The organism is Pseudomonas sp. MYb60 (assembly GCF_002979555.1).
GTDB lineage: Bacteria > Pseudomonadota > Gammaproteobacteria > Pseudomonadales > Pseudomonadaceae > Aquipseudomonas.
In genome coordinates, this window is sequence record NZ_PCOZ01000001.1 from 120509 (window position 1) to 143683 (window position 23175).

A 23175-nucleotide genomic window follows, 5' to 3' on the forward strand; every position below is an offset into this window, starting at 1 on the left:
TTAGGGCGCCTGAGTTTTTGCCATTTCTATTGAGGCCCTCGCTATGACCACGTCCACTGCAATTGCCCGACTCAACGCTGCCGACCCGGATTTCGCCCATCATCTGGATCATCTGCTGAGCTGGGAAAGCGTGTCCGACGAGTCGGTCAACGGGCGAGTACTCGACATCATCAAGGCCGTGCGCGAGCGCGGTGATGCGGCGCTGGTGGACTTCACCCGCCAGTTCGATGGCCTGGACGTCGCATCGATGTCCGACCTGATTCTGCCCCGTGAACGCTTGGAGCTGGCCCTGACGCGCATTACTGCACCTCAGCGCGAAGCCCTGGAAGTGGCGGCGGCGCGGGTGCGCAGCTACCACGAAAAACAGAAACAGGACTCCTGGAGCTACACCGAGGCCGACGGCACAGTGCTGGGCCAGAAGGTCACGCCACTCGACCGCGCAGGCCTGTACGTGCCGGGCGGCAAGGCGTCGTACCCATCGTCGGTGCTGATGAATGCGATCCCGGCCAAAGTGGCGGGTGTAACGGAAGTGGTTATGGTGGTGCCAACCCCGCGCGGTGAAATCAACGAGCTGGTGCTGGCCGCCGCGTGCATCGCCGGCGTTGACCGCGTATTTACCATCGGTGGCGCCCAGGCTGTTGCCGCCTTGGCCTATGGCACTGAGAGTGTGCCGAAAGTCGACAAGGTGGTCGGCCCCGGCAACATCTACGTCGCCACCGCCAAGCGTCATGTGTTTGGCCAGGTCGGCATCGACATGATCGCCGGCCCGTCGGAAATCCTTGTGGTCTGCGACGGCCAGACCGATCCGGACTGGATCGCCATGGACCTGTTCTCCCAGGCCGAGCACGACGAAGACGCCCAGGCGATCCTGGTCAGCCCGGACGCCGAATTCCTCGACAAGGTCGCCGCCAGCATCGACAAGCTGTTGCCGACCATGGACCGCGCCGAGATCATCGAGAAGTCGATCAATGGCCGTGGCGCGCTGATCCTGGTACGCGACATGGAACACGCCATCGACGTCGCCAACCGCATCGCACCGGAGCACCTTGAGCTGTCCGTGGCCGACCCGCAAGCGTGGTTGCCCTCGATTCGCCACGCCGGTGCGATCTTCATGGGCCGCCACACCAGCGAAGCCCTGGGCGACTACTGCGCCGGCCCCAACCACGTGCTGCCGACCTCCGGCACCGCGCGTTTCTCGTCGCCACTGGGGGTGTATGACTTCCAGAAGCGTTCGTCGATCATCTTTTGCTCGCCGCAGGGCGCGTCCGAGCTGGGCAAGACCGCCTCGGTACTGGCCCGTGGCGAGTCGCTGAGCGCCCACGCGCGCAGCGCCGAATACCGAATCGTCAAGGGAGAGTGAGGCATGAGCAAATTCTGGAGCCCCTTCGTCAAGGACCTCGTGCCTTACGTACCGGGTGAGCAACCGAAGCTGACCAAACTGGTCAAGCTCAACACCAACGAGAACCCCTACGGCCCATCGCCCAAGGCGTTGGCCGCGATGCAAGCCGAGCTGAACGACAACCTGCGCCTGTACCCGGACCCCAACAGCGACCTGCTCAAGCAGGCCGTGGCCAGGTATTACGGCGTGGAAGCTGGCAAGGTTTTCCTGGGCAACGGTTCCGATGAAGTGCTGGCGCACATCTTCCACGGTCTGTTTCAGCACGACCTGCCGCTGCTGTTCCCGGACATCAGCTACAGCTTCTACCCGGTTTACTGCGGTTTGTACGGCATCACGTCCGACCCGGTGCCGCTGGACGAGCAGTTCCAGATTCGCGCGGCCGACTACGCCAGGCCAAATGGCGGGATCATCTTCCCCAACCCGAACGCGCCGACGGGCTGCGTGCTGGCCCTGGACGCCGTGGAGCAGATCCTCAAGGCCAGCCCGGATTCGGTGGTGGTGGTCGATGAGGCCTATATTGACTTCGGCGGCGAAACCGCCATCAGTCTGGTGGATCGCTACCCGAATCTGCTGGTGACCCAGACCCTGTCCAAATCGCGCTCACTGGCCGGTTTGCGCGTGGGCCTGGCCGTGGGCCACCCGGACCTGATCGAGGCGCTGGAGCGGGTCAAGAACAGCTTCAACTCGTACCCGCTGGATCGCCTGGCGATTGTCGGCGCGGCAGCGGCGTTCGAGGACCGTGAGTACTTCGAGAAGACGTGCCGATGGGTCATCGACAGCCGTGAGAAGGTCGTGGCGCAGTTGGAAGGCAAGGGCTTTGAAGTGTTGCCGTCGGCGGCCAACTTCATTTTTGCCCGTCACCCCAAACACGACGCTGCCGGCCTGGCGGCCAAGTTGCGAGAGCAGGGTGTGATCGTGCGGCACTTCAAACAGGAGCGGATTGCCCAGTTCCTGCGGATCAGCATCGGGACGCCTGAGCAGAACCAGGCGCTGATCGATGGCTTGGGTGAGCTCTAAGCCACGCTGAAGATGTAAAAATGTGGGAGGGGGCAAGTCGAATCGTCGCACCGCCCCTCCCACATTTGGTTTTGCGTTGGCAGTTAAATCAGCGGTTCGTCAGGCTTCTTGTTCTTCCAGCCATCATTGCCCGGCAACAACAGGTTCAAGCCAATCGCTACCACCGCACACAGGGCGATGCCCTTGAGGCCGAAGTCATCCGGGCCAGTGCCGGTGCCTACCAATACACCGCCAATCCCGAACACCAGGGTCACCGAGACGATCACCAGGTTGCGTGCCTCACCCAGGTCGATCTTGTGGCGGATCAGCGTGTTCATCCCCACCGCGGCGATCGAGCCGAACAGCAGGCACAGAATCCCGCCCATCACCGGCACCGGGATGCTTTGCAGCAGTGCGCCGAACTTGCCGATAAACGCCAGGCTGATGGCAAACACTGCCGCCCAGGTCATGATCTTCGGGTTGTAGTTCTTGGTCAGCATCACTGCGCCCGTCACTTCGGCGTAGGTGGTGTTTGGCGGGCCGCCAAACATGCCAGCGGCCGTGGTCGCAATGCCGTCGCCCAGCAAGGTGCGATGCAGGCCGGGCTTCTTCAGGTAGTCACGACCGGTCACGCTGCCGACCGCAATCACACCGCCGATGTGTTCAATCGCCGGGGCGAGGGCCACGGGAACGATGAACAGAATCGCCTGCCAGTTGAACTCCGGCGCGGTGAAGTGGGGCAGGGCGAACCAAGGGGCCGCGGCGATTTTTGCCGTGTCGACCACGCCAAAGTAGAACGACATGGCAAAGCCCACCAGTACGCCGGAGATGATCGGCACCAGGCGGAATATGCCTTTGCCGAACACTGCCACGATCAAGGTGGTCAACAGGGCGGGCATCGAGATCAGCATCGCGGTCTTGTAGGGGATCAACTCCGCACCGTCACCGCCTTTGCCCATCGCCATGTTCGCGGCAATCGGCGCCATGGCCAGGCCGATGGAGATGATCACCGGGCCAATCACCACGGGAGGCAGCAGGCGGTCGATGAAGCCGGTGCCCTTGATCTTCACGGCAGCGCCCAGGAAGGTGTAGACGAAACCGGCCGCCATCACCCCGCCCATGGTCGCCGCGAGGCCGAATTGCTGCTTGGCGAGAATGATCGGGGTAATGAACGCAAAGCTCGACGCCAGGAAGACTGGCACCTGGCGGCCCGTTACGACCTGGAACAACAACGTGCCCAGGCCGGCGGTGAACAATGCAACGTTTGGATCAAGACCTGTGATCAGCGGCATCAACACCAGCGCGCCAAATGCCACGAAGAGCATTTGTGCGCCAGACAGGATCTGGCGCCAAAGCGGGTCGTTGAATTCATCCTGCATGGTCACGCGTCCTTCTGCTTGGTGCCGAAGATCTTGTCACCGGCATCGCCCAGGCCTGGGATGATGTAGCCGTGTTCGTTCAGGCGCTCATCGATGGAAGCGGTGTAGATCTGCACATCCGGGTGCGCCTTCTCGACCGCGGCGATGCCTTCTGGCGCGGCCACCAGCACCATGGCGCGGATGTCCTTGCAACCGGCCTTTTTCAACAGGTCGATGGTGGCAACCATGGAGCTGCCGGTGGCGAGCATCGGGTCGATGATCATCGCCAGGCGCTCGTCGATTTCCGGGACGAGTTTTTCCAGGTAGGTGTGGGCCTCCAGCGTCTCTTCGTTGCGGGCCACGCCCACGGCGCTGACCTTGGCGCCCGGGATCAGGCTGAGGACGCCTTCGAGCATGCCGATACCGGCGCGCAGGATCGGGACCACGGTGATTTTCTTACCGGCGATTTTCTCCACCTGGACGGGACCGGCCCAACCGGGGATCTCGTAGGTTTCCAGGGGTAAATCCTTGGTGGCTTCGTAAGTGAGCAACGCTCCGACTTCCTGAGCAAGCTCACGGAAATTCTTCGTGCTAATGTCGGCGCGGCGCATAAGGCCGAGTTTGTGTCGGATCAGCGGGTGGCGGATCTCGCGAGTGGGCATGGGAAAGGCTCCGGCGGCGGGCAAAAAAACCGGCCTAGATTAATCTATCCGAGGGTGTTGTCCTATAGACATCTAGTACGTTAGTCCATTAGCGCTTGATCGGAGCGCACGAGAAGCGTACCTTCGCCCGCTTTTCTTGCCACAGCACCCCCTTGGAGAGCGCCATGTCCGCTGATCTCGAGCATATCCGTCAAATCATGCGCGAGGCTGACTGCCTGTACACCGAAGCGCAAGTCGAAGAGGCGATCGCCAAGGTCGGCGCACACATCACCCGCGAAATGGCCGACACCAACCCGGTGGTTTTCTGCGTAATGAACGGTGGCCTGATCTTCGCCGGCAAATTGCTGACCCATCTGCAATTCCCGTTGGAAGCGTCCTACCTGCACGCCACCCGCTACCGCAACGAAACCAGCGGCGGCGACCTGTTCTGGAAAGCCAAGCCGGAAGTGTCGTTCATCGACCGCGACGTGCTGATCATCGACGACATCCTCGACGAAGGTCACACCCTGGGCGCGATCATCGACTTCTGCAAACACGCCGGCGCGCGCAAAGTGCACACCGCCGTGCTGATCGACAAAGACCACGACCGCAAGGCCCGCCCCGAGTTGAAAGCCGATTTCGTCGGCCTGCCCTGCATCGACCGCTACATCTTCGGTTACGGCATGGACTACAAAGGCTACTGGCGCAATGCCAATGGCATCTACGCTGTCAAAGGGATGTAAGCCATGACCCGTTTTCTTGATCAGACGCTGTTTGCCGAACTGGCCGAGAAAGCGGGCGCCAGCCCCCGTGGCCGGCATCATCACAACTTTCACCAGATGGAAGAACCCTGCCATCGCCTGGCGGTGGGCCTGCAACCGAACACATACGTGCCGCCCCATCGGCATTTGAGTGCGGACAAGGCAGAAACCTTGCTGGTGCTGCAGGGCAGCCTGGGCTTATTGGTGTTCAGCGACACCGGTGAAGTGCTCGCCAAGCGGGTGATGCAGGCCGGCGGCGAGTGCTCCGGTGTCGATCTGCCCCCCGGCGTGTTCCACAGCCTGGTGGTGCTGGCGCCCGATACGGTGATGTTCGAATGCAAGGCCGGGCCTTACCGGCCGGTAGGCGCCGGCGAACTGGCCGACTGGGCACCGCGCGAAGGCGATGCCGGCGTGGCCGAGTATCAACGCTGGATGCTTGCCCAGTTCGATTGAGCTACAGTGCTGGGCCTATCTTGCCGGAGCGGCCCATGAGCTTGTTGATTCGCACCTGCGCCGCCCTGGCGCTGACCCTCAGCCTTCCCCTCGCTGCGGCGCCTGCCGTGATGCACAGCCAGTTCCTGCCGCCGGACGACCTCACCCTGCGCGCCGAAACCCCGGACCAGCAGCAATTGCTGCAAGTCACCGAGTACGCGGTGGTGGTGGGCAACCAGCGCCAGTCCACCCAGCAGCCGATCCCGGTGACCTCGCCGTTGATGATCCGCCTCAAGGGCAAGCCCCTGAATAAAGGCGCGACCCTCAGCCAGGTGGTGCTCAATTTCGATGCCGAAAGCAAAAGCCTGAAAAAACCGGTTTACGACGAAAAGAGCAAGACCCTGACCTTGTCCTACCCGGTGGCTCAGTACCGCGTGATTGTCGACTTGCTGCGCAATGACACCCTGTACGTGCAATTCCTCAGCTACGCCAATGGCCACATCTGGGCGGACTTGCACACCGGTGCCGTTCGCGCCAGGTAGCCAGAACACCGAAGATCCAAACGTGGGGGGGCAAGCCCCCTCCCACATTGGATCTCCAGCGCTTTCGAAGCCTGCGTCTCACAGGTAGACTTCAAACCCCGTGAAAATGTCTGCAGGCTGGAGTCGGTAATGCGTAAAGATAAGAAACAGGTGATTGGTGACGAGATCGGCGACGATCAGATCAAGTTGTTCCTGGACTTCGAGCCGGTCGACGCGACTTCCCCGTCCCTGCACAAACTGATCAAGGCCTACCGTGGCCTGCGTATCGACGATTTCGAGCGGTTCCTGGGCTTCTTCAAGGAGGCCGGCCTGGACCTCGACGGCAAGGACGAGCATGGCCAGACCTTCGTCGACCTGATCAAGGACCAGCGCAACGCGGACGAGTACATCGAGCTGATCAACAACGCCCGCGGCTGATTCTCCAAGACACAAAAAAAACGCCCCGTTCTCATCAAGAGAGCGGGGCGTTTTTGCTTTCTGCTGCAGGCGCGAGCTTGCTCGCGAAAAACCTGACGGCGCGGTGTTAATCCATATGCGCTGCGTTATCGTTGACGTTTTCCGCGAGCGGGCTCGCTTCTACAGGTTCAACCAGCTCCAGGCTGATGTTGTTCTGCGTGTTGATCTTGCGATACAACTCGGCGTCCGTTTCCAGGACCTTCTCCCGCGCCGGAAAAATTTCCTGCAGCTTGGCGGCCCATTCGCCGGCGGCTTTGCTTGGGAAGCACTTCTCGATCAATTCCAGCATGATCGAAACGGTCACCGACGCACCCGGAGACGCGCCCAGCAGGGCGGCCAGCGAGCCGTCCTTGGCCGCGACCAGCTCAGTGCCAAATTGCAGCACGCCGCCTTTCTTCGGGTCTTTTTTGATGATCTGCACCCGCTGGCCGGCCACTTCCAGGCGCCAGTCTTCGGCTTTCGCCTCGGGGTAGAAGCGGCGCAGGGATTCCAGGCGTTGCTCCATGGACTGGCGCACTTCACTGACCAGGTACTTGGTCAGGTCCATGTTGTCGCGGGCCACGGCCAGCATCGGGCCGAGGTTGCCGGCACGGATCGACATCGGCAGGTCGAGGAACGAGCCATGCTTGAGGAACTTGGTGGTAAAACCGGCGTATGGCCCGAACAGCAGGGATTTCTTGCCATCGACCACACGCGTGTCCAGGTGCGGCACGGACATTGGCGGTGAACCGACGGCGGCCTGGCTGTAGACCTTGGCCTGGTGGTGCTTGACCACTTCCGGGTTGTCGCAGCGCAGCCACTGGCCGCTGACCGGGAAGCCGCCGAAACCTTTGCTTTCTTCGATGCCCGAGGCTTGCAGCAGCGGCAGGGCCGCGCCGCCTGCGCCGAGGAACACGAACTTGGCATCGACTTCACGGCTGTTGCCGTTGTTGACGTCCTTGATGCTCACGGTCCAGCCGGCGCCGTTGCGCTTGAGGCCGGTGACACGCTTGCAGTACTTGACCTGGGCATCCGGCGAACTGGTGAGGTGACCCAGCAACTGGTTGGTCAGGGCGCCGAAGTTGACGTCGGTGCCGTTCATCACGCGGGTAGCGGCGATTTTTTCGTCGAGCGGGCGGCCCGGCATCATCAGCGGCATCCACTCGGCCATCTCAGTGCGGTCTTCGGTGTAGTGCATGTCCGAAAACGCGTGATGCTGGCTGAGGGATTCAAAACGCTTCTTGAGGAAGGACACGCCTTTGTCGCCCTGCACGAAGCTCAGGTGCGGCACGGGGCTGATAAAGGACTTGGACGAGCCGAAGGTGCCCTTTTTGGTCAGGTACGCCCAGAACTGCTTCGACACCTCGAACTGGGTGTTGATGTGCACGGCTTTCTTGATGTCGATGGAGCCATCGGCGGCCTGAGGCGTGTAGTTCAGCTCACACAGCCCGGCGTGACCGGTGCCGGCGTTGTTCCACGGGTTGGAACTCTCCGCGGCACCCGAATCCATCAGCTCAACGACTTCCAGCTTGAGGCCGGGGTCGAGCTCTTTGAGCAATACGGCCAGGGTGGCACTCATGATGCCGGCCCCTACCAGTACTACATCGACTGCTTCGTTATGCGCCATTTAACGCGTCTCCAAAATCTGCAGCACCCAATTGACGGCATGGCTGCCAGGAGTGACGGGGCGATTCACGTGTTGCCCCAGGTTACCCATGGCCAGGATCGCCATGTCCGATTCGCAATTCTTTGCAACTTCAGCACACGCTTCCTGCCGGGCCAATCCGCCTATGAACGCATTCATGAGCGCCTGTGGCAATTCGACTTATGGTCAAAGCGTGCGATTTGTGCAACCAATCCGTAGCGGACAGGCTCAAGCTCCGGTGTTTGAGGAGTGCTCGGTCCTGTGTGGTTGGGCTGTTAAAGACGCTGATGGTGCTGATACACACGCCAAACTATTCATTTGCTCGCCACACTCTTGTGAAGTTGTGAAAACCCGTTTTTTTCACGCTCTTTTGAAGACGTGAACCTCAAAAAAGGGCTGCCCCGGCCTGGCACCTGGCCCTTCACCGACACGCGGCAATACGGGCAAACAACTCAAGTGGCCGAGCGCAATGGCAGCTCTGGCAGATTCGGCAAAGAAGGGTGGTTTGCAAAGGAAACAGCAAGCGCGCCAGCTTCACTCGATCTGTGTGGGCGGCTCTCTGTGGGCGATTTTGGGGTTAATGCCAGGGCATTAACGATGCTGCGGGGCCCGATCAGGAGACGTCCTTATAATCGGGGGGAGATTGTAGCGAAGAACGTCAGGGAAATGGGCGTGTTTTATGACTTTTATTAGGTCTACGGTCAGGCGGCCAACGGCTGGTGGCGCAGCGACCGCGCTGGACGTGGGCTGACACGGGCGCGAGCGGGCAGTGGGCGGTGCATCCAGCTCAGGCGAATCTCGTCGATTTCCACCCAGCTGTCGCCCGCGGGAGGCTGGCTGCATTCCTTGAACGCCTGGCAACGGCCTTGAGCGTCGAGTCGGGCGAATTGGCGCAGGGCCGGCTTGCGGGTAAACAGGGACCAGAGAAAATGCATGGCGATCAACCTCCTGAGATTGTCGACAAGCTTGCCTGCCTGGCATGACGCGTCGATGTATCGGGTGTGACATATCGGTGACATCGAACCGCCACACCCCGCGCAGGTCTGAGGTTGTAACTGGACTGGTTACCGACAGTGGCGCACCGCTATACTGCCGGCCTGTCGGTACCTGATTTCTGGAGAGAAGCGCATGTTGCAACGCCTGTTGTTCGGTTTGATCACTGTGACCAGTTTGACGTTGGTTGGCTGCGCCAACAGCCCGCAACAACTGAGCCCTGCGCCGAAGATCACTACGCAGCTGGCGCCAGTGGGCCACGGCCAGCCGGTGTCGGTGCGGGTAGTCGACGGGCGCCCGTCGCCGACCCTGGGCACGCGCGGTGGCCTGTACCCGGAAACTGCGCTGGTCTCGGTCAACGCCCAGGACGTGCTGCCCAAGCTGCAGGCCCAGGCTGAAGCCGCCGTGCGCCTGCTGGGCTTCACCCCCAGCCCCAATGCACCGGGCGCGCCGCAGTTGACCATCACCCTGGCCGAGCTGAAGTACCAGTCGCCCAAAGACGGCCTGTACGTGACCGAGGCGTCCATCGGCGCGACCTTCAAGTCCGACGTCACCGCCGGCACCCGTCGCTACAGTGGTCGCTATGGCGCTTCGTTGAACCAGCGTTTCGGCATGTCGCCAAACCAGGAAACCAACACCAAGCTGGTCAGCGACGTTCTCAGCGATGCGCTGACTCGTCTGTTCAAGGACCCGAGCATCGGCTCGCTGCTCAGCTCGCAATAAGCGCTGACGCAAAAAAAAACCGGACTCAGTGATGAGCCCGGTTTTTTTTCGCCTTAAGCTTCACGCCGCGCTGTCGATACAGAAATCCAGCAAGCTCACTCCCGTCAGCAGATCCGCTTCCGGCAAGTCTGCATGCTGATGCCCGCCAAGGGCGCAATACACCAGCCAATGGCGGTCCTGGACGTTGAACGCCAGGCCACCGATCAGCGCTTCCTGCTCATCGCTCTGGGCAATTTGATACAGCCGATCCTGGTTCTGCGCGTGCAGCATGACAAGCTCCTGAATGTTCGAAGGGCAACAGAGTGGCTTGTTTAGGTGACGTTCAGGTGACGCCGTAAATTACCGGATACATTGGCCGTCCCTTGAGGGGGTGAAGGGGCTGCGCCTGGGGCCACTTGCATTCGAATGTGTATCAGAACCGATACAGCGACAGGATTTTACTGAGGTCTGCGATGGCACTGCCTGCACTATTGATCAATGTTGTTGCACTCGCCGTGGCCTGCCCAGGGGCGGCGCTGCTGTTCATCACCCGCCTGCGCGAACAACGCGCAATGGCCGAGTTGAGCGCACAAAGCGAGAACCGCGCGGTCGACCAGCCGATGTTGTTTCTGAATGTGCGCACCGAACGGGCGCATCGCTTGGCTTACCGCATCGGGTTCGCCTGTTTGGCGCTGGCGCTGGCCATCTCCTGGCTCAGCACCCACCTTTAAAAACGCCACAAAACCAAGGTGGGAGCCACCCACCGTTTGATCGGTGTCTACAGGGGAATTCCGGCCTTGACCCGATACTGGTTACGCACCGGCGTCGCATATTGCACCACCAGGAACGGACGGTGCTCAGCCGGGCATTCGCTCAAACGCCGCTCCCACTCCGCTTTCGCCTTGGCCAGTTCGTCCGCCGGGAATACCTCGGCAGCAGTGGGCACCTGCAGGTGCGGGTCAGCGTCGCTCCACTGGGCGTAGGCCAGGTAGTGCACCGGGAACAGGCGGTAGCCGCCGAGAATCTGCCGGTCCATTTCTATTGCCAGCACCTTGGTGTCTTCGAAGCGCTCGGTGATCGGCGGCGCGAAGTTCACGTGCACCCGGCCTTTGTAGCCGGTAATGCCCAGCGCGATGCTCACGTCATCCTCGCCCGGCGCCTTGCTGTAGGTGCCGGTGGTGGCGCGGATATACAGCTCGCGGGCCTTGGCTGAATCGCACGGGTCGTATTCGTAGCTGATGGACACCGGCGTCAGGTTCAACGACTGGATCACTTCGGCGAACGGCTCGTCCTTGCGGCTGACGTGGAACATCTTGAGGATCGCCGACTCGGTGCGATCGTCCCCATCCTTGGCGCGGCCTTCGGCCTGGGCGATCCAGATCGAGGCGCCGTCATTGCGGATCGAATGGTTGATGTACGCGGACAACAGGTTGAACGCGGCCATCTTCTCCTTTCGGCCGGTGATTGAACGGTGCACGATAAAGCTCTTGTTCAGGCGCATCAGGTCGCTGACAAACGGCTTTTGCAGCAGGTTGTCGCCGATGGCGATGCGCGGCGTCGGCAGGCCGGCGTGGTATACGGCGTAGTTGACGAAGGCCGGGTCCATCACGATGTCGCGGTGGTTGGCCAGGAACAGGTAGGCGGTGCCGGATTTGAGCTGCTCGACGCCGGTGTAGGTCACGCCGTCTGTCGCCCGGTCGATGGTGTGGTCGACGTAGTACTCGACTTTGTCCTGCAGCGTGGCCACGGTGGTGACGCCGGCGAATTCACGGCGCAACTTGCGGGCGATCATCGGCTTGAGCAGCCAGCCCAGGGCGCCGGCAAAGCGCGGAAAGCGGAAGTGGGTCAGGATGTCCAGAAAGGCCTTGTCACTGAACAGTCGGTCCAGCACTGCCGGGACTTCGCTGTCGTTGTAAGGTCGGATGGTATCGAATTCGCCCATCATGCTCTCTTGTTAGAAACGGCTAGGGTAAGTAAAGGAAATACCAGGGTTGCGGCCCGAGTAATGGGCTCGGCCGAAAATGGCCCTGTAAATAGACCGGCGATTATACGCACAAGTCACCTTGGAGGCTGCGATGCTGGAAACTGCGACGTACGATTGTCCTTATTGTGGTGAAGAGGTCGAGACAACGGTGGATCTGTCCGGCGGTGACCAGACCTACATCGAAGACTGCCAGGTATGCTGCCGGCCGATCATTTTTCACCTGCAGGTCCATGGTGAAGAGTGGATGCTCGAAACCCGCAGCGAAAATGAATGACAGGTACGCCCATGCAGCGAATCTACGAACCGGAAAACTTGATGGAAGGCGAGCTGTTGCAGCAGATGCTCGCCAGCGAGGGGATCGAGGCGCACCTGGTGGGGCGCCATCTGCTTGGTGGCACCGGCGAACTGCCGATCTTCGGCCTGCTGGGGCTGGAGGTGGACAACGACCGCGCCGCTGACGCCCGCGAGTTGATCACGGCCTACATCGGTGCGCAGCCGGTGCCCGGCGATGAACCCGACAGCTTCCCCGACGTGCTGGTCTGTTAGGCTGTCGGTCGGTTTACCCAAGAGTCGTGTTGCCCCATGTGTGGACGTTATGCCCTGTTTCGCTGGAACCCAGCCTTTGCTGCCTTGCCGGGCTTTCCCGCCGACCAGCAGGCCCAGTGGAACATTTCCCCGAATGACTCGGTGCTGATCCAGCGCGCCGCCGACGGCCAGCGCACCCTGGCGCGCGCGCGCTGGGGCCTGACGCCGCCCTGGTTGACGGACCTGTCCCGCACGCCTGCCCACGCCCGCGCCGAAACCCTGGCCGAGCAACCGATGTTCCGCGAAGCCTTCCGTCAACGCCGTTGCCTGCTGCCCGCCAATGGGTTCTACGAGTGGCGCGGAACCCAGCGCAAACGCCCGTACTGGCTGACGCCGGGGGAGGGCTCCACACTGTTTTTCGCCGCCATCTGGGAAGCCTATCCGGTGCAAGAGCACGTGTGGCTGAGCACGGCGGTCGTCACCCAGCCCGCGCAGAACCAGCGCCGGCCGTTGATCCTGGACGAGGCGGGCCAAGCCGCCTGGCTCGACCCCGAAACACCGATGCACGTGTTGCAAGGCTTGCTGGCCGGCGAGCCCGCCGCGTTGCGCGAGCGGGTGCTGGCCAACATGGTCAACGATCCGAAGCTCAATGGGCCGGAGTGTCTGACGCCGGCTTGATTTTTCTATCGTCTGTTCTGGCCTCTTGGCGGGCACGCGCGCTCCCGCCCCTTGAACGCATGCCACCCGATGGCTCCCGTGTGGGACGTATCCGAAATTCAGCGGTTAAACGTCTGGTGTATCTGGCGTCGATACAATTCAGCGCCTACGATAGCCGCCATGTTTTCAGGGAGCGTGTTCATGAAAAAATCATTGGCGATAAACGTATTGGCAGCAGCGTTGTTACTGGCCGGTTGCCAGTCGGTCAACACCACCAGCGGTGGCGCTGTCGGCGTCGAGCGCAAGCAGTACATGTTCAGCATGCTGTCGAGCCAGGAAGTCGACCAGATGTATGCCCAGTCCTACCAGCAGACCCTGGGCGAGGCGAGCAGCAAGGGCCAACTGGACAAGACCAGCGCCAACGCCAAGCGCGTGCAGGCGATTGCCAACCGCCTGATCGCCCAGGCGCCCACCTTCCGCCCGGATGCGGCGCAGTGGAAGTGGGAAGTGAATTTGATCAAGAGTGACGAGATGAACGCCAACTGCGGGCCTGGCGGCAAGATCTTCGTGTATAGCGCGTTGATCGACAATCTCAAGCTCACCGATGACGAATTGGCTGCGGTCATGGGCCATGAAATCGCCCACGCCCTGCGCGAGCATGGTCGTGAAGCCATGTCCAAGGCCTACGGGATCGAGATGGCCAAGCAAGGGGCCGGCGCGCTGTTCGGCCTGGGCCAGGACAGCCTGGCATTGGCGGACACCGTGGCCAACTACGGCATGACCTTGCCCAACAGCCGCAGCAATGAAAACGAGGCCGACCTGATTGGCCTGGAGTTGTCGGCCCGCGCCGGTTACAACCCGAACGCGGCCATCACGCTGTGGAACAAAATGGCCAAGGCTTCCGAGGGCGCACCCCCAGAGTTCATGAGCACTCACCCGGCGTCGGACAGCCGGATTGCGTCGTTGCAGGCTGCGATTCCGAAAGTGATGCCGCTGTACCAGCAGGCCAAGAAGTCCTGACCTGATACCGATCAATGCGGGAGCCGGGCTTGCCCGCTCCCACATTGGGTCGGGATTACAGCGTCAGATCCAGCCGCTGCTTTGCATCGCTTTGTATACTGCCACGATCGCCAGGATGAAGAACGCCGAAGCCGCCAGTCGGCGAATCAACGTCAGTGGCAGTTTTTCCGCCGCAAAATTCCCCGCCAGAACCACCGGCACGTTGGCAATCAACATGCCCACGGTGGTGCCGATAATCACCAGCCACAGCTCCGGATATTGCGCCGCCAGCATCACCGTGGCGATCTGGGTCTTGTCGCCGATTTCCGCCAGGAAGAACGCGATCAACGTGGTCAGGAACGGCCCGAACTTGCGGGTGGTGCTGGCTTCGTCGTCATCGAGTTTGTCCGGTACCAGGGTCCATAGGGCGGTGGCGCAAAAGCTGGCCGCGAGGATCCAGTGCAACACCACATCCGAGAAGAAGCTGCCAAACCAGGCCCCCACCGCACCGGCCGCCGCATGGTTGGCCAGGGTCGCGGCAACGATGCCGGCGATGATCGGCCAAGGCTTGCGAAAGCGGGCAGCGAGAATGAGCGCGAGCAGTTGCGTCTTGTCGCCGATTTCGGCCAAGGCAACGATTGCGGTAGGAACGAGCAGTGAATCCAGCATCAGGTAGGTTTCCAGGGGCGGGTCGACACGGCTATGACACGTACAGCCTTCCCGCCCCGGGTAAGGTGTGCGTGTCATAGGTCTTGTCAAACCCCGGTCCGTCTGTGCGGACACCTGGGTCGCATACGCCATGGTCTGCTGACCAAGTATGTTGACGTATGCCGGACGAGCGTGGCGCTCGTGGGAGACTACTCCCCTAGGACGGAGCGGATTCTGCCTAGGCAAAATCCATTCGGCAAGCCTTCTTTTTCAAACGGTCGTCAGCCACGCTTGGCGCGGTAGATGCGAAAACCATTGCCTTCGGCCTTGATCGCACACACGCCCAGATGTTCTTCGATCAACGGCTGGTACTTCAGGAAACTGTTGGCGACCAGCCGCAGTTCGCCCCCTTTTGCCAGATGTTTGGCCGCTTTTCGCAGCAAGTTTTCCGTGGCGAAATAGTCGGTGTGAACGCCGACATGGAAGGGTGGATTGCTCAGAATGGCGTTCAAACCCATCGGCGCTGCGTCAATGCCATCACCGGTCAATACCTCGGCCTCAAGACCATTGGCAGCGAGGGTCAGACGACTGCTGGCAGCGGCGAAGGCATCCACATCGAGCAGTGTCACCGTGTTGTGCGGGTAGCGGCGTTTTACCGCAGCCCCCAGCACGCCGGCGCCGCAACCGAAGTCCAGCAGATGGCCGCTGGGCAGCTTGTCCAAATGCTCCAGCAACAGCTCGGTGCCGCGGTCCAGGCGACCGTGGCTGAACACCCCGGGCAGGCTCACCACTTTCAGCGGTCCTTCGGCCAGTGGCACATCAAAAACCTGCGCCAGGCTTTCCAGCTCGATCGCCTGTGGGGCGTTGGCCACGGTGACTTGCCACAGCTGGCAATGCCGTGCGCTGTCGAGCTTGCGCGGTTTGCCGAAGGGGCTCATTTGCTTGGCGGCACTTTCGATACCGGCTTTTTTCTCGCCGACCAGAAACAGCTCGGCGCCGGGCAGGCGTGCGGCCACGGCGTTGAGCAGGTAATCGGTAAGGTCCTTGGACTTGGGCAGGAAAATCACTGCCGCCTCAAAGGCACGTTCGGGCACGTCTACGCCAAACAGGCTGCGTTCGGGAAAACGTGCGTCCAGCGCGGCCTGGTCGCCAGCGTGCCAGCACCAGCCGTGGGCATTGGGCAGGCGACCGAGCAAGTCATCGGCCGGCAATCCCACCAGCAGCAGGTTGCCTTGAAAAAGTTCGGCCTGACGAAGCAGTACTTCACTGCGCGGATCCATGGTCTGCTCCTCGAAAAGGGGCGCAGTTTATCAACTCACGACGCGCAGCGGTGTGCCGCTGAAAAAGCCCCGGGTGTTTTCCGCCAGTTGACCGACGATGCGCTGGCGTGCCTCACGGCTGCCCCAGGCATTGTGGGGCGTGACGATCAGTCGAGGAATATCGCCCGCCAGCAGAGGGTTGCCGTTGACCGGCGGTTCCACGCTCAGCACATCGGTGGCCGCGCCACCCAGGTGACCGCTGCGCAGGGCGTCCGCCAGTGCCTGCTCGTTGATCAGGCCACCGCGCGCGGTGTTGACCACAAACGCGCCGGGCTTGAGCAATGCCAGTTCGCGGGCGCCGATAAAATCGCGGGTGTGTTCGTTGAGCGGGCAGTGCAGGGTCAGCGCGTCGACCTGCGCGAGCAATTCGTCCAAGGGCACGCGGTCGGCACGGGCAGGGCGGCCTGGAATCGCGCCGAGTATCACGCGCATGCCAAACGCTTCGGCCAGGCGTGCCACGGCACCGCCCAGTTCACCGTGGCCTAGCAGGCCGAGGGTTTTGCCTTCCAGTTCGACAATCGGGTGGTCCAGCAGGCAGAACTGCTTGGCGTGCTGCCACTTGCCGGCGCTGACGTCGCGCTGATAGTCGTTAAGGCGTGTGGCCAGGTTCAGCAGCAGCATGATCGTGTGCTGGGCCACGGAAGGCGTGCCGTAGCCCTGGCAGTTGCTCACCGTGATGCCTTGGGCGCGGGCAGCGTCGAGGTCGACATTGTTGGTGCCGGTGGCCGATACCAGGATCAGCTTGAGTTCGGGGCAGGCCGCCAGGGTTTCGCGGTTGAGCGGGATCTTGTTGCTGATGGCGACCTGGGCACCTTGCAAGTGCGCGACCACATTGTGGGGCGTCGTATCCGAAAACAATCGCAGGTCGCTGAAACTGTTGCGCAGGTCGCTGAGGTCGAGGTCCCCCAGATCCAGGGACGGGTGATCAAGGAAGACGGCGCGGCGATTGTTCGTCATCAACTGTACCTTTTGCGACTGGGTTCGTAGGCGTAATCTCCTGAGCCTACCAGATGAAATAATCCGTTACTTGTATTGGAGTGAGCATGTACGCCGCCGAATTCTTGACCGTCGCGTTGATTCACCTGTTGGCGGTGGCCAGCCCCGGCCCGGATTTCGCCGTGGTGGTGCGCGAAAGTGTGACCCACGGCCGACGCGCTGGCACCTGGACTGCATTGGGGGTGGGCTCGGCGATTTTCCTGCATGTGGGGTACTCGCTGCTGGGGATTGGCTTGATCGTGTCCCAGTCCATCGTGCTGTTCAACGCGCTCAAGTGGGCCGCTGCCGCGTACCTGCTGTACATCGGCTTCAAGGCCTTGCGCGCGCAACCGGCCAAGCCCGCCGTCGAGGGCGAGTTGCACCGCGAAGCGGGTGAGCGCACCCCACGCGGGGCGTTTACCGCCGGGTTTGTGACCAATGGCTTGAACCCCAAGGCGACGCTGTTCTTTCTGTCGCTGTTCACCGTGGTGATCAACCCGCATACGCCGCTGGCGATCCAGGCGGGTTACGGGCTGTATCTGGCCGTGGCGACGGCGGTGTGGTTCTGCCTGGTGGCGATGCTGTTCAGCCAACAGCGCGTGCGCGCGGGGTTTGCGCGGATGGGGCATTGGTTTGATCGGACCATGGGCGCGGTGTTGATTGCCATCGGTGTGAAGCTGGCGTTTACCAGCATGAAATAAGCAGGATGCTGGCGCAAAGCTAGCATTCATTGCCCCCTGCAAATCATTCCTTTGACTGATTTGGCTGAAACCCAGGCGCTCTACAGTGCAAGTCTTTCAGCCAAGACCGTGCAGTCATAAAAGGGATTCCTATGTTGCAGACCCGCGTTATCCCCCCCGCCGAAGGCGCGTACCAATACCCGCTGTTGATCAAACGCCTGCTGATGTCCGGCACCCGCTACGAGAAAACCCGGGAAATCGTCTACCGCGACAAGCTGCGCTACACCTATCCCACCCTGATCGAGCGGGTCGCGCGCCTGGCCAATGTGCTGACCGAGGCGGGTGTGAAGGCCGGTGACACCGTGGCCGTGATGGACTGGGACAGCCATCGCTACCTGGAATGCATGTTCGCCATCCCGATGATCGGCGCAGTGATCCACACCATCAACGTGCGCCTTTCGCCGGAACAGATCCTCTACACCATGAACCACGCCGAAGACCGCTTCGTGCTGGTCAACAGTGAGTTCGTCGGGCTCTACCAGGCGATTGCCGGGCAGCTCACCACGGTCGACAAGACCTTGCTGCTCACCGATGCAGACGCGAAAACCGCCGAGCTGCCGAACCTGGTGGGCGAATATGAAACCCTGCTGGCGGCCGCCAGCCCCCAATACGATTTCCAGGACTTCGACGAGCATTCTGTCGCCACCACGTTCTACACCACCGGCACCACCGGTAACCCCAAGGGCGTGTACTTCACCCATCGCCAACTGGTGCTGCACACCATCGGCGTGGCGACCATCATGGGCAGCGTCGACAGCGTGCGCCTGCTGGGCACCAACGACGTGTACATGCCGATCACGCCGATGTTCCACGTCCATGCCTGGGGACTGCCCTATGTGGCGACCATGCTTGGGCTCAAACAGGTCTATCCCGGTCGCTACGATCCGGAATACCTGGTGGAGCTGTGGCGCAAGGAAAAGGTCACCTTCTCCCATTGCGTCCCAACCATCCTGCAAATGCTGCTCAACGCCAAGGCCGCCCAGGACGTGGATTTCGGCGGCTGGAAAATCGTCATCGGCGGCAGCGCACTCAATCGCACGCTGTACGAAGCCGCCAAGGCCCGCGGGATTCAACTGACCGCCGCGTATGGCATGTCCGAGACCGGGCCACTGGTGTCCTGCGCTCACCTCAATGAAGAACTGTTGGCCGGCACCGAGGATGAACGCACCACTTACCGCATCAAGGCCGGCGTGCCGGGGCCGTTGGTGGAAGCGGCGATTGTCGACAGCGACGGCAATTTCCTGCCCGCCGACGGCGAGTCCCAGGGCGAACTGGTGCTGCGCGCACCCTGGCTCACCGAAGGCTATTACAACGAGCCGCAGAAGGGCGCCGAGTTGTGGGAGGGCGGCTGGATGCACACCGGCGACGTGGCCACCCTGGATGCCTTTGGCGTGATCGATATCCGTGACCGCATCAAGGACGTGATCAAGACCGGCGGCGAGTGGATTTCGTCCCTGGCGCTCGAAGACCTGGTCAGTCGTCACCCGGCGGTACGCGAAGTAGCGGTGGTGGGCATCGCCGATCCGCAGTGGGGTGAGCGGCCATTTGCACTGTTGGTGTTGCGTGACGGCCATGTGATTGGGGCTCGCGAGCTCAAGGAGCACCTCAAGCCGTTCGTGGAATTGGGCCACTTGAGCAAGTGGGCGATTCCGAGCCAGATCGCCGTTGTTACGGAAATTCCCAAGACCAGCGTCGGCAAGCTCGACAAAAAACGTATCCGCATCGACATCATTGAATGGCAGACCAATAACAGCGCCTTCCTCTCCACCCTCTAAGCCCTCTCGCCGTGCCCGTCCGGGCACGGCAATGCTCTATCTGGCGGCTTTACTTGTGATTTGCGGATTTTCAGCCATCCTTCCCGCGTCGGCCCTCGCCGACGTGGCGAAAGGGTCGTGGCAGACGGGTCGGTGATGCAAATCACACTTTAGAGGGATCAAGCACTACCCCCTGCTGGCTATAGTCCCTCTCAGAGTTTTTCACGGATGTTCCGCTTCGGGCCATGGGGGCTCGGTTGCCGAGCGGCATTGGAATCGTTGTATTCCGGCCGTTACACGCATCACAGAATGAACTCACTGCCATAACAATAATGCACATGGAGTAGCGTCGATGACCTCAGTAAACCAGTTCTGGCGCCGGGCAAGATTGCCTCTGGCCGTCAGCCTCGCCTCTACGCTCGCCGGGCCTGCATTCGGCGTCAGTTTCAACATCGGTGAAATCGAAGGGAGTTTTGACTCGTCTCTGTCCGTGGGTGCGAGTTGGGGTACGGCCAAACCCAACAAAGACCTGATCGGTGTCAACAATGGCGGAGCTGGCCTGTCCCAGACCTCTGACGATGGTCACCTGAACTTCAAGCGTGGCGAGACCTTCTCGAAGATCTTCAAGGGCATCCATGACCTGGAACTGAAGTACGGCGATACCGGTGTGTTCGTGCGTGGCAAGTATTGGTATGACTTCGAATTGAAGGACGAAAGTCGGCAATTCAAGGACATCAGCGACAGCAACCGTAAAGAGGGCGCCAAGTCGTCGGGTGGGCAGATTCTCGATGCCTTCGTGTACCACAACTACTCGATTGCCGATCAGCCGGGCAGCGTGCGTTTTGGCAAGCAGGTGGTGAGCTGGGGGGAAAGTACCTTCATCGGCGGCGGTATCAACTCGATCAACCCTATCGACGTGTCCGCGTTTCGTCGTCCAGGGGCCGAGATCAAGGAAGGCTTGATTCCGGTCAACATGTTCTACGTGTCGCAAACGTTGACGGATAACTTGTCGGCCGAGGCGTTCTACCAGCTGGAATGGGACCAGACAGTTACCGACAACTGCGGCACGTTCTTCTCGCAACCGGACGTGGTGTCCGATGGCTGCAACGACAACCTGAGGTTGCTCTCCAAACGTTCGACCATCGCGGCGACTGCAGCTGGGCGCGGAGCGTTGGCTGCGATGGAATCGCGCGGCGTGAACGTCAACGAAGAGGGCACGCTGGTTCGCCGTAGCGGTGACAGGGATGCCCGTGACAGCGGCCAGTTCGGCGCGGCCATGCACTATAACTTCGAGCCGCTGGACACCGAATTCGGTGCCTATTTCATGAACTATCACAGCCGCGCGCCGATCTTCAGCGCCACGGCAGCGCCTGCTTCGGCATTCGCGATTGCACCGGGTTTCGGCACGGCAGCGCCGGTGTGGATCGCCGGTAACTCCAAGTACTTCATCGAGTATCCGGAAGACATCCGCCTTTATGGCTTGAGTTTCTCGACCACCTTGCCTACCGGCACGGCGTGGAGCGGTGAACTCAGCTATCGCCCCAATGCGCCCGTGCAGCTCAATACCACCGACATTCTGTATGCCGGCGTGAGGGATTTGGGCGGCATCTATGCCAATGCCTCTCCGCTCAGAGGTGCACAAGGTGCTGACCTGCACGGATATCGTCGCAAGGAAGTCACTCAGTTCCAGACCACGTTCACGCACTTCTTCGACCAAGTGATGGGCGCGAGTCGCCTGACCATGGTGGGTGAAGTGGGTGTGACCCATGTGGGTGGCCTGGAGAGCAAGTCCGAGGCGCGTTACGGTCGTGACCCTGTATTCGGTCCTGGCTCGTTGCCGGCCACCGGGGCGGCGAACACCTGCTCGCAGATCCTCAACACGGGCACCATCGTCGGTGCGGGGCCTGGTGCAGATGCCAGCAATCGTTCAGCGAATTGCAACAACGACGGCTTCACCACCGCCACTTCCTGGGGCTACCGCGCCCGCGCCATCTGGGACTATCCGGACGTTTTTGCCGGGGTCAACCTCAAGCCGAGCGTAGCTTGGTCCCACGACGTCAAAGGCTATTCGCCAGGTCCCGGTGCGAACTTCGAAGAAGGCCGCAAAGCCGTCAGCCTGGGCCTCGATGCCGAGTATCAGAACACCTACACCGCAAGCCTGGCGTACACCAATTTCTTCGGTGGCGATTACAGCACGGTGGATGACCGCGACTTCGTCGCCCTCAGCGTCGGCGTGAACTTCTAAGCACACTTTTTTTAGATGCATGTATTTTCAGGAAGAACCAGAACATGAAAATAACCAAAAGTCTGTTGCACGTGGGTGTGCTTGGGCTGTCGATCCTGGCGAGCAGCGTCATGGCGGCAGTGTCGGCGGATGAAGCCGCCAAGCTGGGCACGACACTGACGCCGATGGGTGCGGAAATGGCCGGGAACGCGGCGGGCACCATTCCTAAATGGACCCCGTTGGCCACCAATGCCGGTGCGGTCGATAGCAAAGGCTTCCTGGCCAACCCGTACGCCAGCGAACAACCGCAATTCACCATCACCGCGAAGAACGTCGATCAGTACAAGGACAAGCTGGCGCCGGGCCAATACGCGATGTTCAAGCGCTACCCGGACTCCTTCAAGATGCCGGTCTATCCGACCCATCGCGGCGCCACGGTGCCGGCGGATGTGTTCGCGTCCATCAAGAAAAACGCCACCAGCACCAACCTGGTGTCCGGTGGCAACGGCCTGGAGAACTTCGAGACGGCCGTGCCGTTCCCGATCCCGAAAAGCGGTGTGGAAGTGATCTGGAACCACATCACCCGCTACCGCGGCGGCAGCGTGACGCGCCTGGTGACCCAGGCTACGCCGCAGACCAATGGCTCCTACAGCCTGGTGTATTTCCAGGACCAGTTCGTGTTCCGCGACAAGATGAAGGATTTCGACCCGAAGAACCCGGGCAACGTGCTGTTCTACTTCAAGCAGGAAGTGACCGCGCCGGCACGTCTGGCCGGTGGTGTGCTGCTGGTGCACGAAACCCTGGACCAGGTGAAGGAGCCGCGTTCGGCGTGGGTCTACAACGCTGGCCAGCGCCGTGTGCGCCGGGCGCCGCAAGTGTCCTATGACGGCCCGGGTACCGCTGCCGATGGCCTGCGGACTTCCGACAACCTCGACATGTACAACGGCGCGCCGGATCGCTACGACTGGAAGCTGGAAGGCAAGAAAGAGATGTACATCGCCTCCAACAGCTACAAGATCGACGATCCCAAGCTCAAGTACGCTGACATCATCAAGGCTGGCCATATCAACCAGGACCTGACCCGCTATGAGCTGCGCCGCGTCTGGCACGTGGTCGCGACCTTGAAGGAAGGCCAGCGCCACATCTACGCCAAGCGTGACTTCTATATCGATGAAGACACCTGGCAAGCCGCCGTGATCGACCATTACGACGGTCGTGGCCAACTGTGGCGAGTGGCCGAAGCGCACTCCGAGAACTACTACGACAAGCAAGTGCCGTGGTACGCCCTGGAAACCCTCTACGACCTGCAGTCCGGCCGCTACCTGGCCCTGGGCATGAAGAACGAGGAAAAGTCGGCCTACAACTTCGGCTTCACTGCCTCCACCGCTGATTTCTCCCCTGCCGCCCTTCGCCAGTCTGGCGTGCGCTAAACCGATGTGAAGGTGA

General features: G+C 61.3%; 25 protein-coding genes and 1 riboswitch. Of the genes, 16 read left to right on the forward strand and 9 right to left on the reverse strand.

Going from position 1 to position 23175, the window contains the following annotated elements:
* The first annotated feature begins 43 nt into the window (after positions 1-43).
* Positions 44-1360 carry a histidinol dehydrogenase gene (gene hisD / locus CQ041_RS00575; RefSeq protein ID WP_105520871.1) on the forward strand — a complete coding sequence of 439 codons (1317 nt, stop codon included), beginning with the start codon at positions 44-46 and terminating at the stop codon, positions 1358-1360.
* A 3-nt stretch (positions 1361-1363) separates the two neighbouring features.
* A complete protein-coding gene (hisC, locus tag CQ041_RS00580; protein ID WP_105520870.1) occupies positions 1364-2416 on the forward strand; it encodes a histidinol-phosphate transaminase in 1053 nt (350 codons plus the stop codon).
* Positions 2417-2499: 83 nt separating this feature from the next.
* Here the strand turns inward: hisC and CQ041_RS00585 are convergent, their stop codons facing one another.
* Positions 2500-3774 carry a uracil-xanthine permease family protein gene (locus CQ041_RS00585; RefSeq protein WP_105520869.1) on the reverse strand — a complete coding sequence of 425 codons (1275 nt, stop codon included), beginning with the start codon at positions 3772-3774 and terminating at the stop codon, positions 2500-2502.
* A gap of 2 nt (positions 3775-3776) precedes the next feature.
* Entirely contained in the window at positions 3777-4415 is a 639-nt protein-coding gene (upp, locus tag CQ041_RS00590; protein ID WP_105520868.1) for a uracil phosphoribosyltransferase, read from the reverse strand.
* A gap of 164 nt (positions 4416-4579) precedes the next feature.
* On the opposite strand from upp, the gene CQ041_RS00595 reads away from it, so the two are divergent.
* The 4 genes from CQ041_RS00595 (at position 4580) to CQ041_RS00610 (ending at position 6546) form a co-directional block, all read left to right on the forward strand.
* Positions 4580-5137, forward strand: coding sequence for a hypoxanthine-guanine phosphoribosyltransferase (locus CQ041_RS00595; protein ID WP_012722254.1), 558 nt, complete (start codon positions 4580-4582; stop codon positions 5135-5137).
* A gap of 3 nt (positions 5138-5140) precedes the next feature.
* The gene (locus CQ041_RS00600; protein WP_105520867.1) at positions 5141-5608 is read left to right on the forward strand and encodes a WbuC family cupin fold metalloprotein; all 468 of its coding nucleotides are present in this window, start codon (positions 5141-5143) and stop codon (positions 5606-5608) included.
* A 35-nt stretch (positions 5609-5643) separates the two neighbouring features.
* Positions 5644-6129: a hypothetical protein gene (locus CQ041_RS00605; protein WP_105520866.1), complete on the forward strand. Its 486-nt coding sequence runs from the start codon at positions 5644-5646 to the stop codon at positions 6127-6129.
* 129 nt (positions 6130-6258) lie between these two features.
* On the forward strand, positions 6259-6546 hold the full coding sequence (locus CQ041_RS00610; protein ID WP_105520865.1) for a PA4642 family protein: 288 nt from the start codon (positions 6259-6261) through the stop codon (positions 6544-6546).
* Positions 6547-6652: 106 nt separating this feature from the next.
* Here CQ041_RS00610 and mqo read toward each other — a convergent pair whose 3' ends face one another.
* Complete coding sequence (gene mqo / locus CQ041_RS00615; protein WP_105520864.1) at positions 6653-8191, reverse strand: malate dehydrogenase (quinone); 1539 nt, start codon at positions 8189-8191, stop codon at positions 6653-6655.
* A gap of 719 nt (positions 8192-8910) precedes the next feature.
* Positions 8911-9144, reverse strand: coding sequence for a hypothetical protein (locus CQ041_RS00620; RefSeq protein ID WP_105520863.1), 234 nt, complete (start codon positions 9142-9144; stop codon positions 8911-8913).
* A 193-nt stretch (positions 9145-9337) separates the two neighbouring features.
* Between CQ041_RS00620 and CQ041_RS00625 the strand changes: the two genes are divergently transcribed.
* A complete protein-coding gene (locus tag CQ041_RS00625; protein WP_105520862.1) occupies positions 9338-9925 on the forward strand; it encodes a YajG family lipoprotein in 588 nt (195 codons plus the stop codon).
* A gap of 60 nt (positions 9926-9985) precedes the next feature.
* On the opposite strand, the gene CQ041_RS00630 is transcribed toward CQ041_RS00625, so the two are convergent.
* The gene (locus tag CQ041_RS00630; RefSeq protein WP_105520861.1) at positions 9986-10195 is read right to left on the reverse strand and encodes a hypothetical protein; all 210 of its coding nucleotides are present in this window, start codon (positions 10193-10195) and stop codon (positions 9986-9988) included.
* A 182-nt stretch (positions 10196-10377) separates the two neighbouring features.
* Between CQ041_RS00630 and CQ041_RS00635 the strand changes: the two genes are divergently transcribed.
* A complete protein-coding gene (locus CQ041_RS00635) occupies positions 10378-10635 on the forward strand; it encodes a hypothetical protein (protein ID WP_105520860.1) in 258 nt (85 codons plus the stop codon).
* Between the two features lie 47 nt (positions 10636-10682).
* Here CQ041_RS00635 and CQ041_RS00640 read toward each other — a convergent pair whose 3' ends face one another.
* Positions 10683-11846 (reverse strand): 1-acyl-sn-glycerol-3-phosphate acyltransferase, encoded by a 1164-nt coding sequence (locus tag CQ041_RS00640; RefSeq protein WP_177429343.1) that lies wholly within the window; start codon positions 11844-11846, stop codon positions 10683-10685.
* 133 nt (positions 11847-11979) lie between these two features.
* Here CQ041_RS00640 and CQ041_RS00645 point away from each other — a divergent pair, with 133 nt between their 5' ends.
* From CQ041_RS00645 to CQ041_RS00660, 4 genes are all read left to right on the forward strand, one after another.
* Entirely contained in the window at positions 11980-12162 is a 183-nt protein-coding gene (locus tag CQ041_RS00645) for a CPXCG motif-containing cysteine-rich protein (protein ID WP_034102231.1), read from the forward strand.
* A gap of 11 nt (positions 12163-12173) precedes the next feature.
* Positions 12174-12434 (forward strand): putative signal transducing protein, encoded by a 261-nt coding sequence (locus tag CQ041_RS00650; protein WP_105520858.1) that lies wholly within the window; start codon positions 12174-12176, stop codon positions 12432-12434.
* A gap of 36 nt (positions 12435-12470) precedes the next feature.
* Positions 12471-13091 (forward strand): SOS response-associated peptidase, encoded by a 621-nt coding sequence (locus CQ041_RS00655; protein WP_105520857.1) that lies wholly within the window; start codon positions 12471-12473, stop codon positions 13089-13091.
* 180 nt (positions 13092-13271) lie between these two features.
* Positions 13272-14090 (forward strand): M48 family metallopeptidase, encoded by an 819-nt coding sequence (locus tag CQ041_RS00660; protein ID WP_105520856.1) that lies wholly within the window; start codon positions 13272-13274, stop codon positions 14088-14090.
* A gap of 63 nt (positions 14091-14153) precedes the next feature.
* Here CQ041_RS00660 and CQ041_RS00665 read toward each other — a convergent pair whose 3' ends face one another.
* The 3 genes from CQ041_RS00665 to CQ041_RS00675 all read right to left on the reverse strand — a co-directional run bounded on the left by CQ041_RS00665 (position 14154) and on the right by CQ041_RS00675 (position 16993).
* A complete protein-coding gene (locus CQ041_RS00665) occupies positions 14154-14738 on the reverse strand; it encodes a TMEM165/GDT1 family protein (protein ID WP_105520855.1) in 585 nt (194 codons plus the stop codon).
* Positions 14739-14827: 89 nt separating this feature from the next.
* A riboswitch (yybP-ykoY riboswitch) is annotated at positions 14828-14947 on the reverse strand.
* Positions 14948-14998: 51 nt separating this feature from the next.
* Positions 14999-15997, reverse strand: coding sequence for a class I SAM-dependent methyltransferase (locus CQ041_RS00670; protein ID WP_105520854.1), 999 nt, complete (start codon positions 15995-15997; stop codon positions 14999-15001).
* Positions 15998-16027: 30 nt separating this feature from the next.
* Positions 16028-16993 carry a 2-hydroxyacid dehydrogenase gene (locus tag CQ041_RS00675; protein WP_105520853.1) on the reverse strand — a complete coding sequence of 322 codons (966 nt, stop codon included), beginning with the start codon at positions 16991-16993 and terminating at the stop codon, positions 16028-16030.
* A gap of 86 nt (positions 16994-17079) precedes the next feature.
* Between CQ041_RS00675 and CQ041_RS00680 the strand changes: the two genes are divergently transcribed.
* The 4 genes from CQ041_RS00680 (at position 17080) to CQ041_RS00695 (ending at position 23159) form a co-directional block, all read left to right on the forward strand.
* Positions 17080-17712, forward strand: a complete 633-nt coding sequence (locus CQ041_RS00680; RefSeq protein ID WP_105520852.1) for a LysE family translocator — start codon at positions 17080-17082, stop codon at positions 17710-17712.
* Between the two features lie 131 nt (positions 17713-17843).
* Entirely contained in the window at positions 17844-19526 is a 1683-nt protein-coding gene (locus CQ041_RS00685) for a fatty acid--CoA ligase (protein ID WP_105520851.1), read from the forward strand.
* Positions 19527-19857: 331 nt separating this feature from the next.
* Complete coding sequence (locus tag CQ041_RS00690; RefSeq protein WP_105520850.1) at positions 19858-21750, forward strand: DUF1302 domain-containing protein; 1893 nt, start codon at positions 19858-19860, stop codon at positions 21748-21750.
* A gap of 44 nt (positions 21751-21794) precedes the next feature.
* Positions 21795-23159, forward strand: coding sequence for a DUF1329 domain-containing protein (locus CQ041_RS00695; RefSeq protein WP_105520849.1), 1365 nt, complete (start codon positions 21795-21797; stop codon positions 23157-23159).
* Positions 23160-23175: the final 16 nt, after the last annotated feature.

What these genes read in the sequence shown, in the direction of transcription:
- CQ041_RS00640 (WP_177429343.1), bottom strand. Translation starts at nt 11,846, where the DNA reads ATGGGCGAATTCGATACCATCCGACCTTACAACGACAGCGAAGTCCCG.
- CQ041_RS00630 (WP_105520861.1), bottom strand. Translation starts at nt 10,195, where the DNA reads ATGCTGCACGCGCAGAACCAGGATCGGCTGTATCAAATTGCCCAGAGC.
- CQ041_RS00660 (WP_105520856.1), top strand. Translation starts at nt 13,272, where the DNA reads ATGAAAAAATCATTGGCGATAAACGTATTGGCAGCAGCGTTGTTACTG.
- CQ041_RS00610 (WP_105520865.1), top strand. Translation starts at nt 6,259, where the DNA reads ATGCGTAAAGATAAGAAACAGGTGATTGGTGACGAGATCGGCGACGAT.
- CQ041_RS00680 (WP_105520852.1), top strand. Translation starts at nt 17,080, where the DNA reads ATGTACGCCGCCGAATTCTTGACCGTCGCGTTGATTCACCTGTTGGCG.
- CQ041_RS00605 (WP_105520866.1), top strand. Translation starts at nt 5,644, where the DNA reads ATGAGCTTGTTGATTCGCACCTGCGCCGCCCTGGCGCTGACCCTCAGC.
- CQ041_RS00625 (WP_105520862.1), top strand. Translation starts at nt 9,338, where the DNA reads ATGTTGCAACGCCTGTTGTTCGGTTTGATCACTGTGACCAGTTTGACG.
- CQ041_RS00655 (WP_105520857.1), top strand. Translation starts at nt 12,471, where the DNA reads ATGTGTGGACGTTATGCCCTGTTTCGCTGGAACCCAGCCTTTGCTGCC.
- hisC (WP_105520870.1), top strand. Translation starts at nt 1,364, where the DNA reads ATGAGCAAATTCTGGAGCCCCTTCGTCAAGGACCTCGTGCCTTACGTA.
- CQ041_RS00685 (WP_105520851.1), top strand. Translation starts at nt 17,844, where the DNA reads ATGTTGCAGACCCGCGTTATCCCCCCCGCCGAAGGCGCGTACCAATAC.
- CQ041_RS00600 (WP_105520867.1), top strand. Translation starts at nt 5,141, where the DNA reads ATGACCCGTTTTCTTGATCAGACGCTGTTTGCCGAACTGGCCGAGAAA.
- CQ041_RS00595 (WP_012722254.1), top strand. Translation starts at nt 4,580, where the DNA reads ATGTCCGCTGATCTCGAGCATATCCGTCAAATCATGCGCGAGGCTGAC.
- CQ041_RS00650 (WP_105520858.1), top strand. Translation starts at nt 12,174, where the DNA reads ATGCAGCGAATCTACGAACCGGAAAACTTGATGGAAGGCGAGCTGTTG.
- CQ041_RS00690 (WP_105520850.1), top strand. Translation starts at nt 19,858, where the DNA reads ATGACCTCAGTAAACCAGTTCTGGCGCCGGGCAAGATTGCCTCTGGCC.
- hisD (WP_105520871.1), top strand. Translation starts at nt 44, where the DNA reads ATGACCACGTCCACTGCAATTGCCCGACTCAACGCTGCCGACCCGGAT.
- CQ041_RS00695 (WP_105520849.1), top strand. Translation starts at nt 21,795, where the DNA reads ATGAAAATAACCAAAAGTCTGTTGCACGTGGGTGTGCTTGGGCTGTCG.
- CQ041_RS00645 (WP_034102231.1), top strand. Translation starts at nt 11,980, where the DNA reads ATGCTGGAAACTGCGACGTACGATTGTCCTTATTGTGGTGAAGAGGTC.
- CQ041_RS00665 (WP_105520855.1), bottom strand. Translation starts at nt 14,738, where the DNA reads ATGCTGGATTCACTGCTCGTTCCTACCGCAATCGTTGCCTTGGCCGAA.
- CQ041_RS00635 (WP_105520860.1), top strand. Translation starts at nt 10,378, where the DNA reads ATGGCACTGCCTGCACTATTGATCAATGTTGTTGCACTCGCCGTGGCC.
- CQ041_RS00675 (WP_105520853.1), bottom strand. Translation starts at nt 16,993, where the DNA reads ATGACGAACAATCGCCGCGCCGTCTTCCTTGATCACCCGTCCCTGGAT.
- CQ041_RS00670 (WP_105520854.1), bottom strand. Translation starts at nt 15,997, where the DNA reads ATGGATCCGCGCAGTGAAGTACTGCTTCGTCAGGCCGAACTTTTTCAA.
- upp (WP_105520868.1), bottom strand. Translation starts at nt 4,415, where the DNA reads ATGCCCACTCGCGAGATCCGCCACCCGCTGATCCGACACAAACTCGGC.
- CQ041_RS00620 (WP_105520863.1), bottom strand. Translation starts at nt 9,144, where the DNA reads ATGCATTTTCTCTGGTCCCTGTTTACCCGCAAGCCGGCCCTGCGCCAA.
- mqo (WP_105520864.1), bottom strand. Translation starts at nt 8,191, where the DNA reads ATGGCGCATAACGAAGCAGTCGATGTAGTACTGGTAGGGGCCGGCATC.
- CQ041_RS00585 (WP_105520869.1), bottom strand. Translation starts at nt 3,774, where the DNA reads ATGCAGGATGAATTCAACGACCCGCTTTGGCGCCAGATCCTGTCTGGC.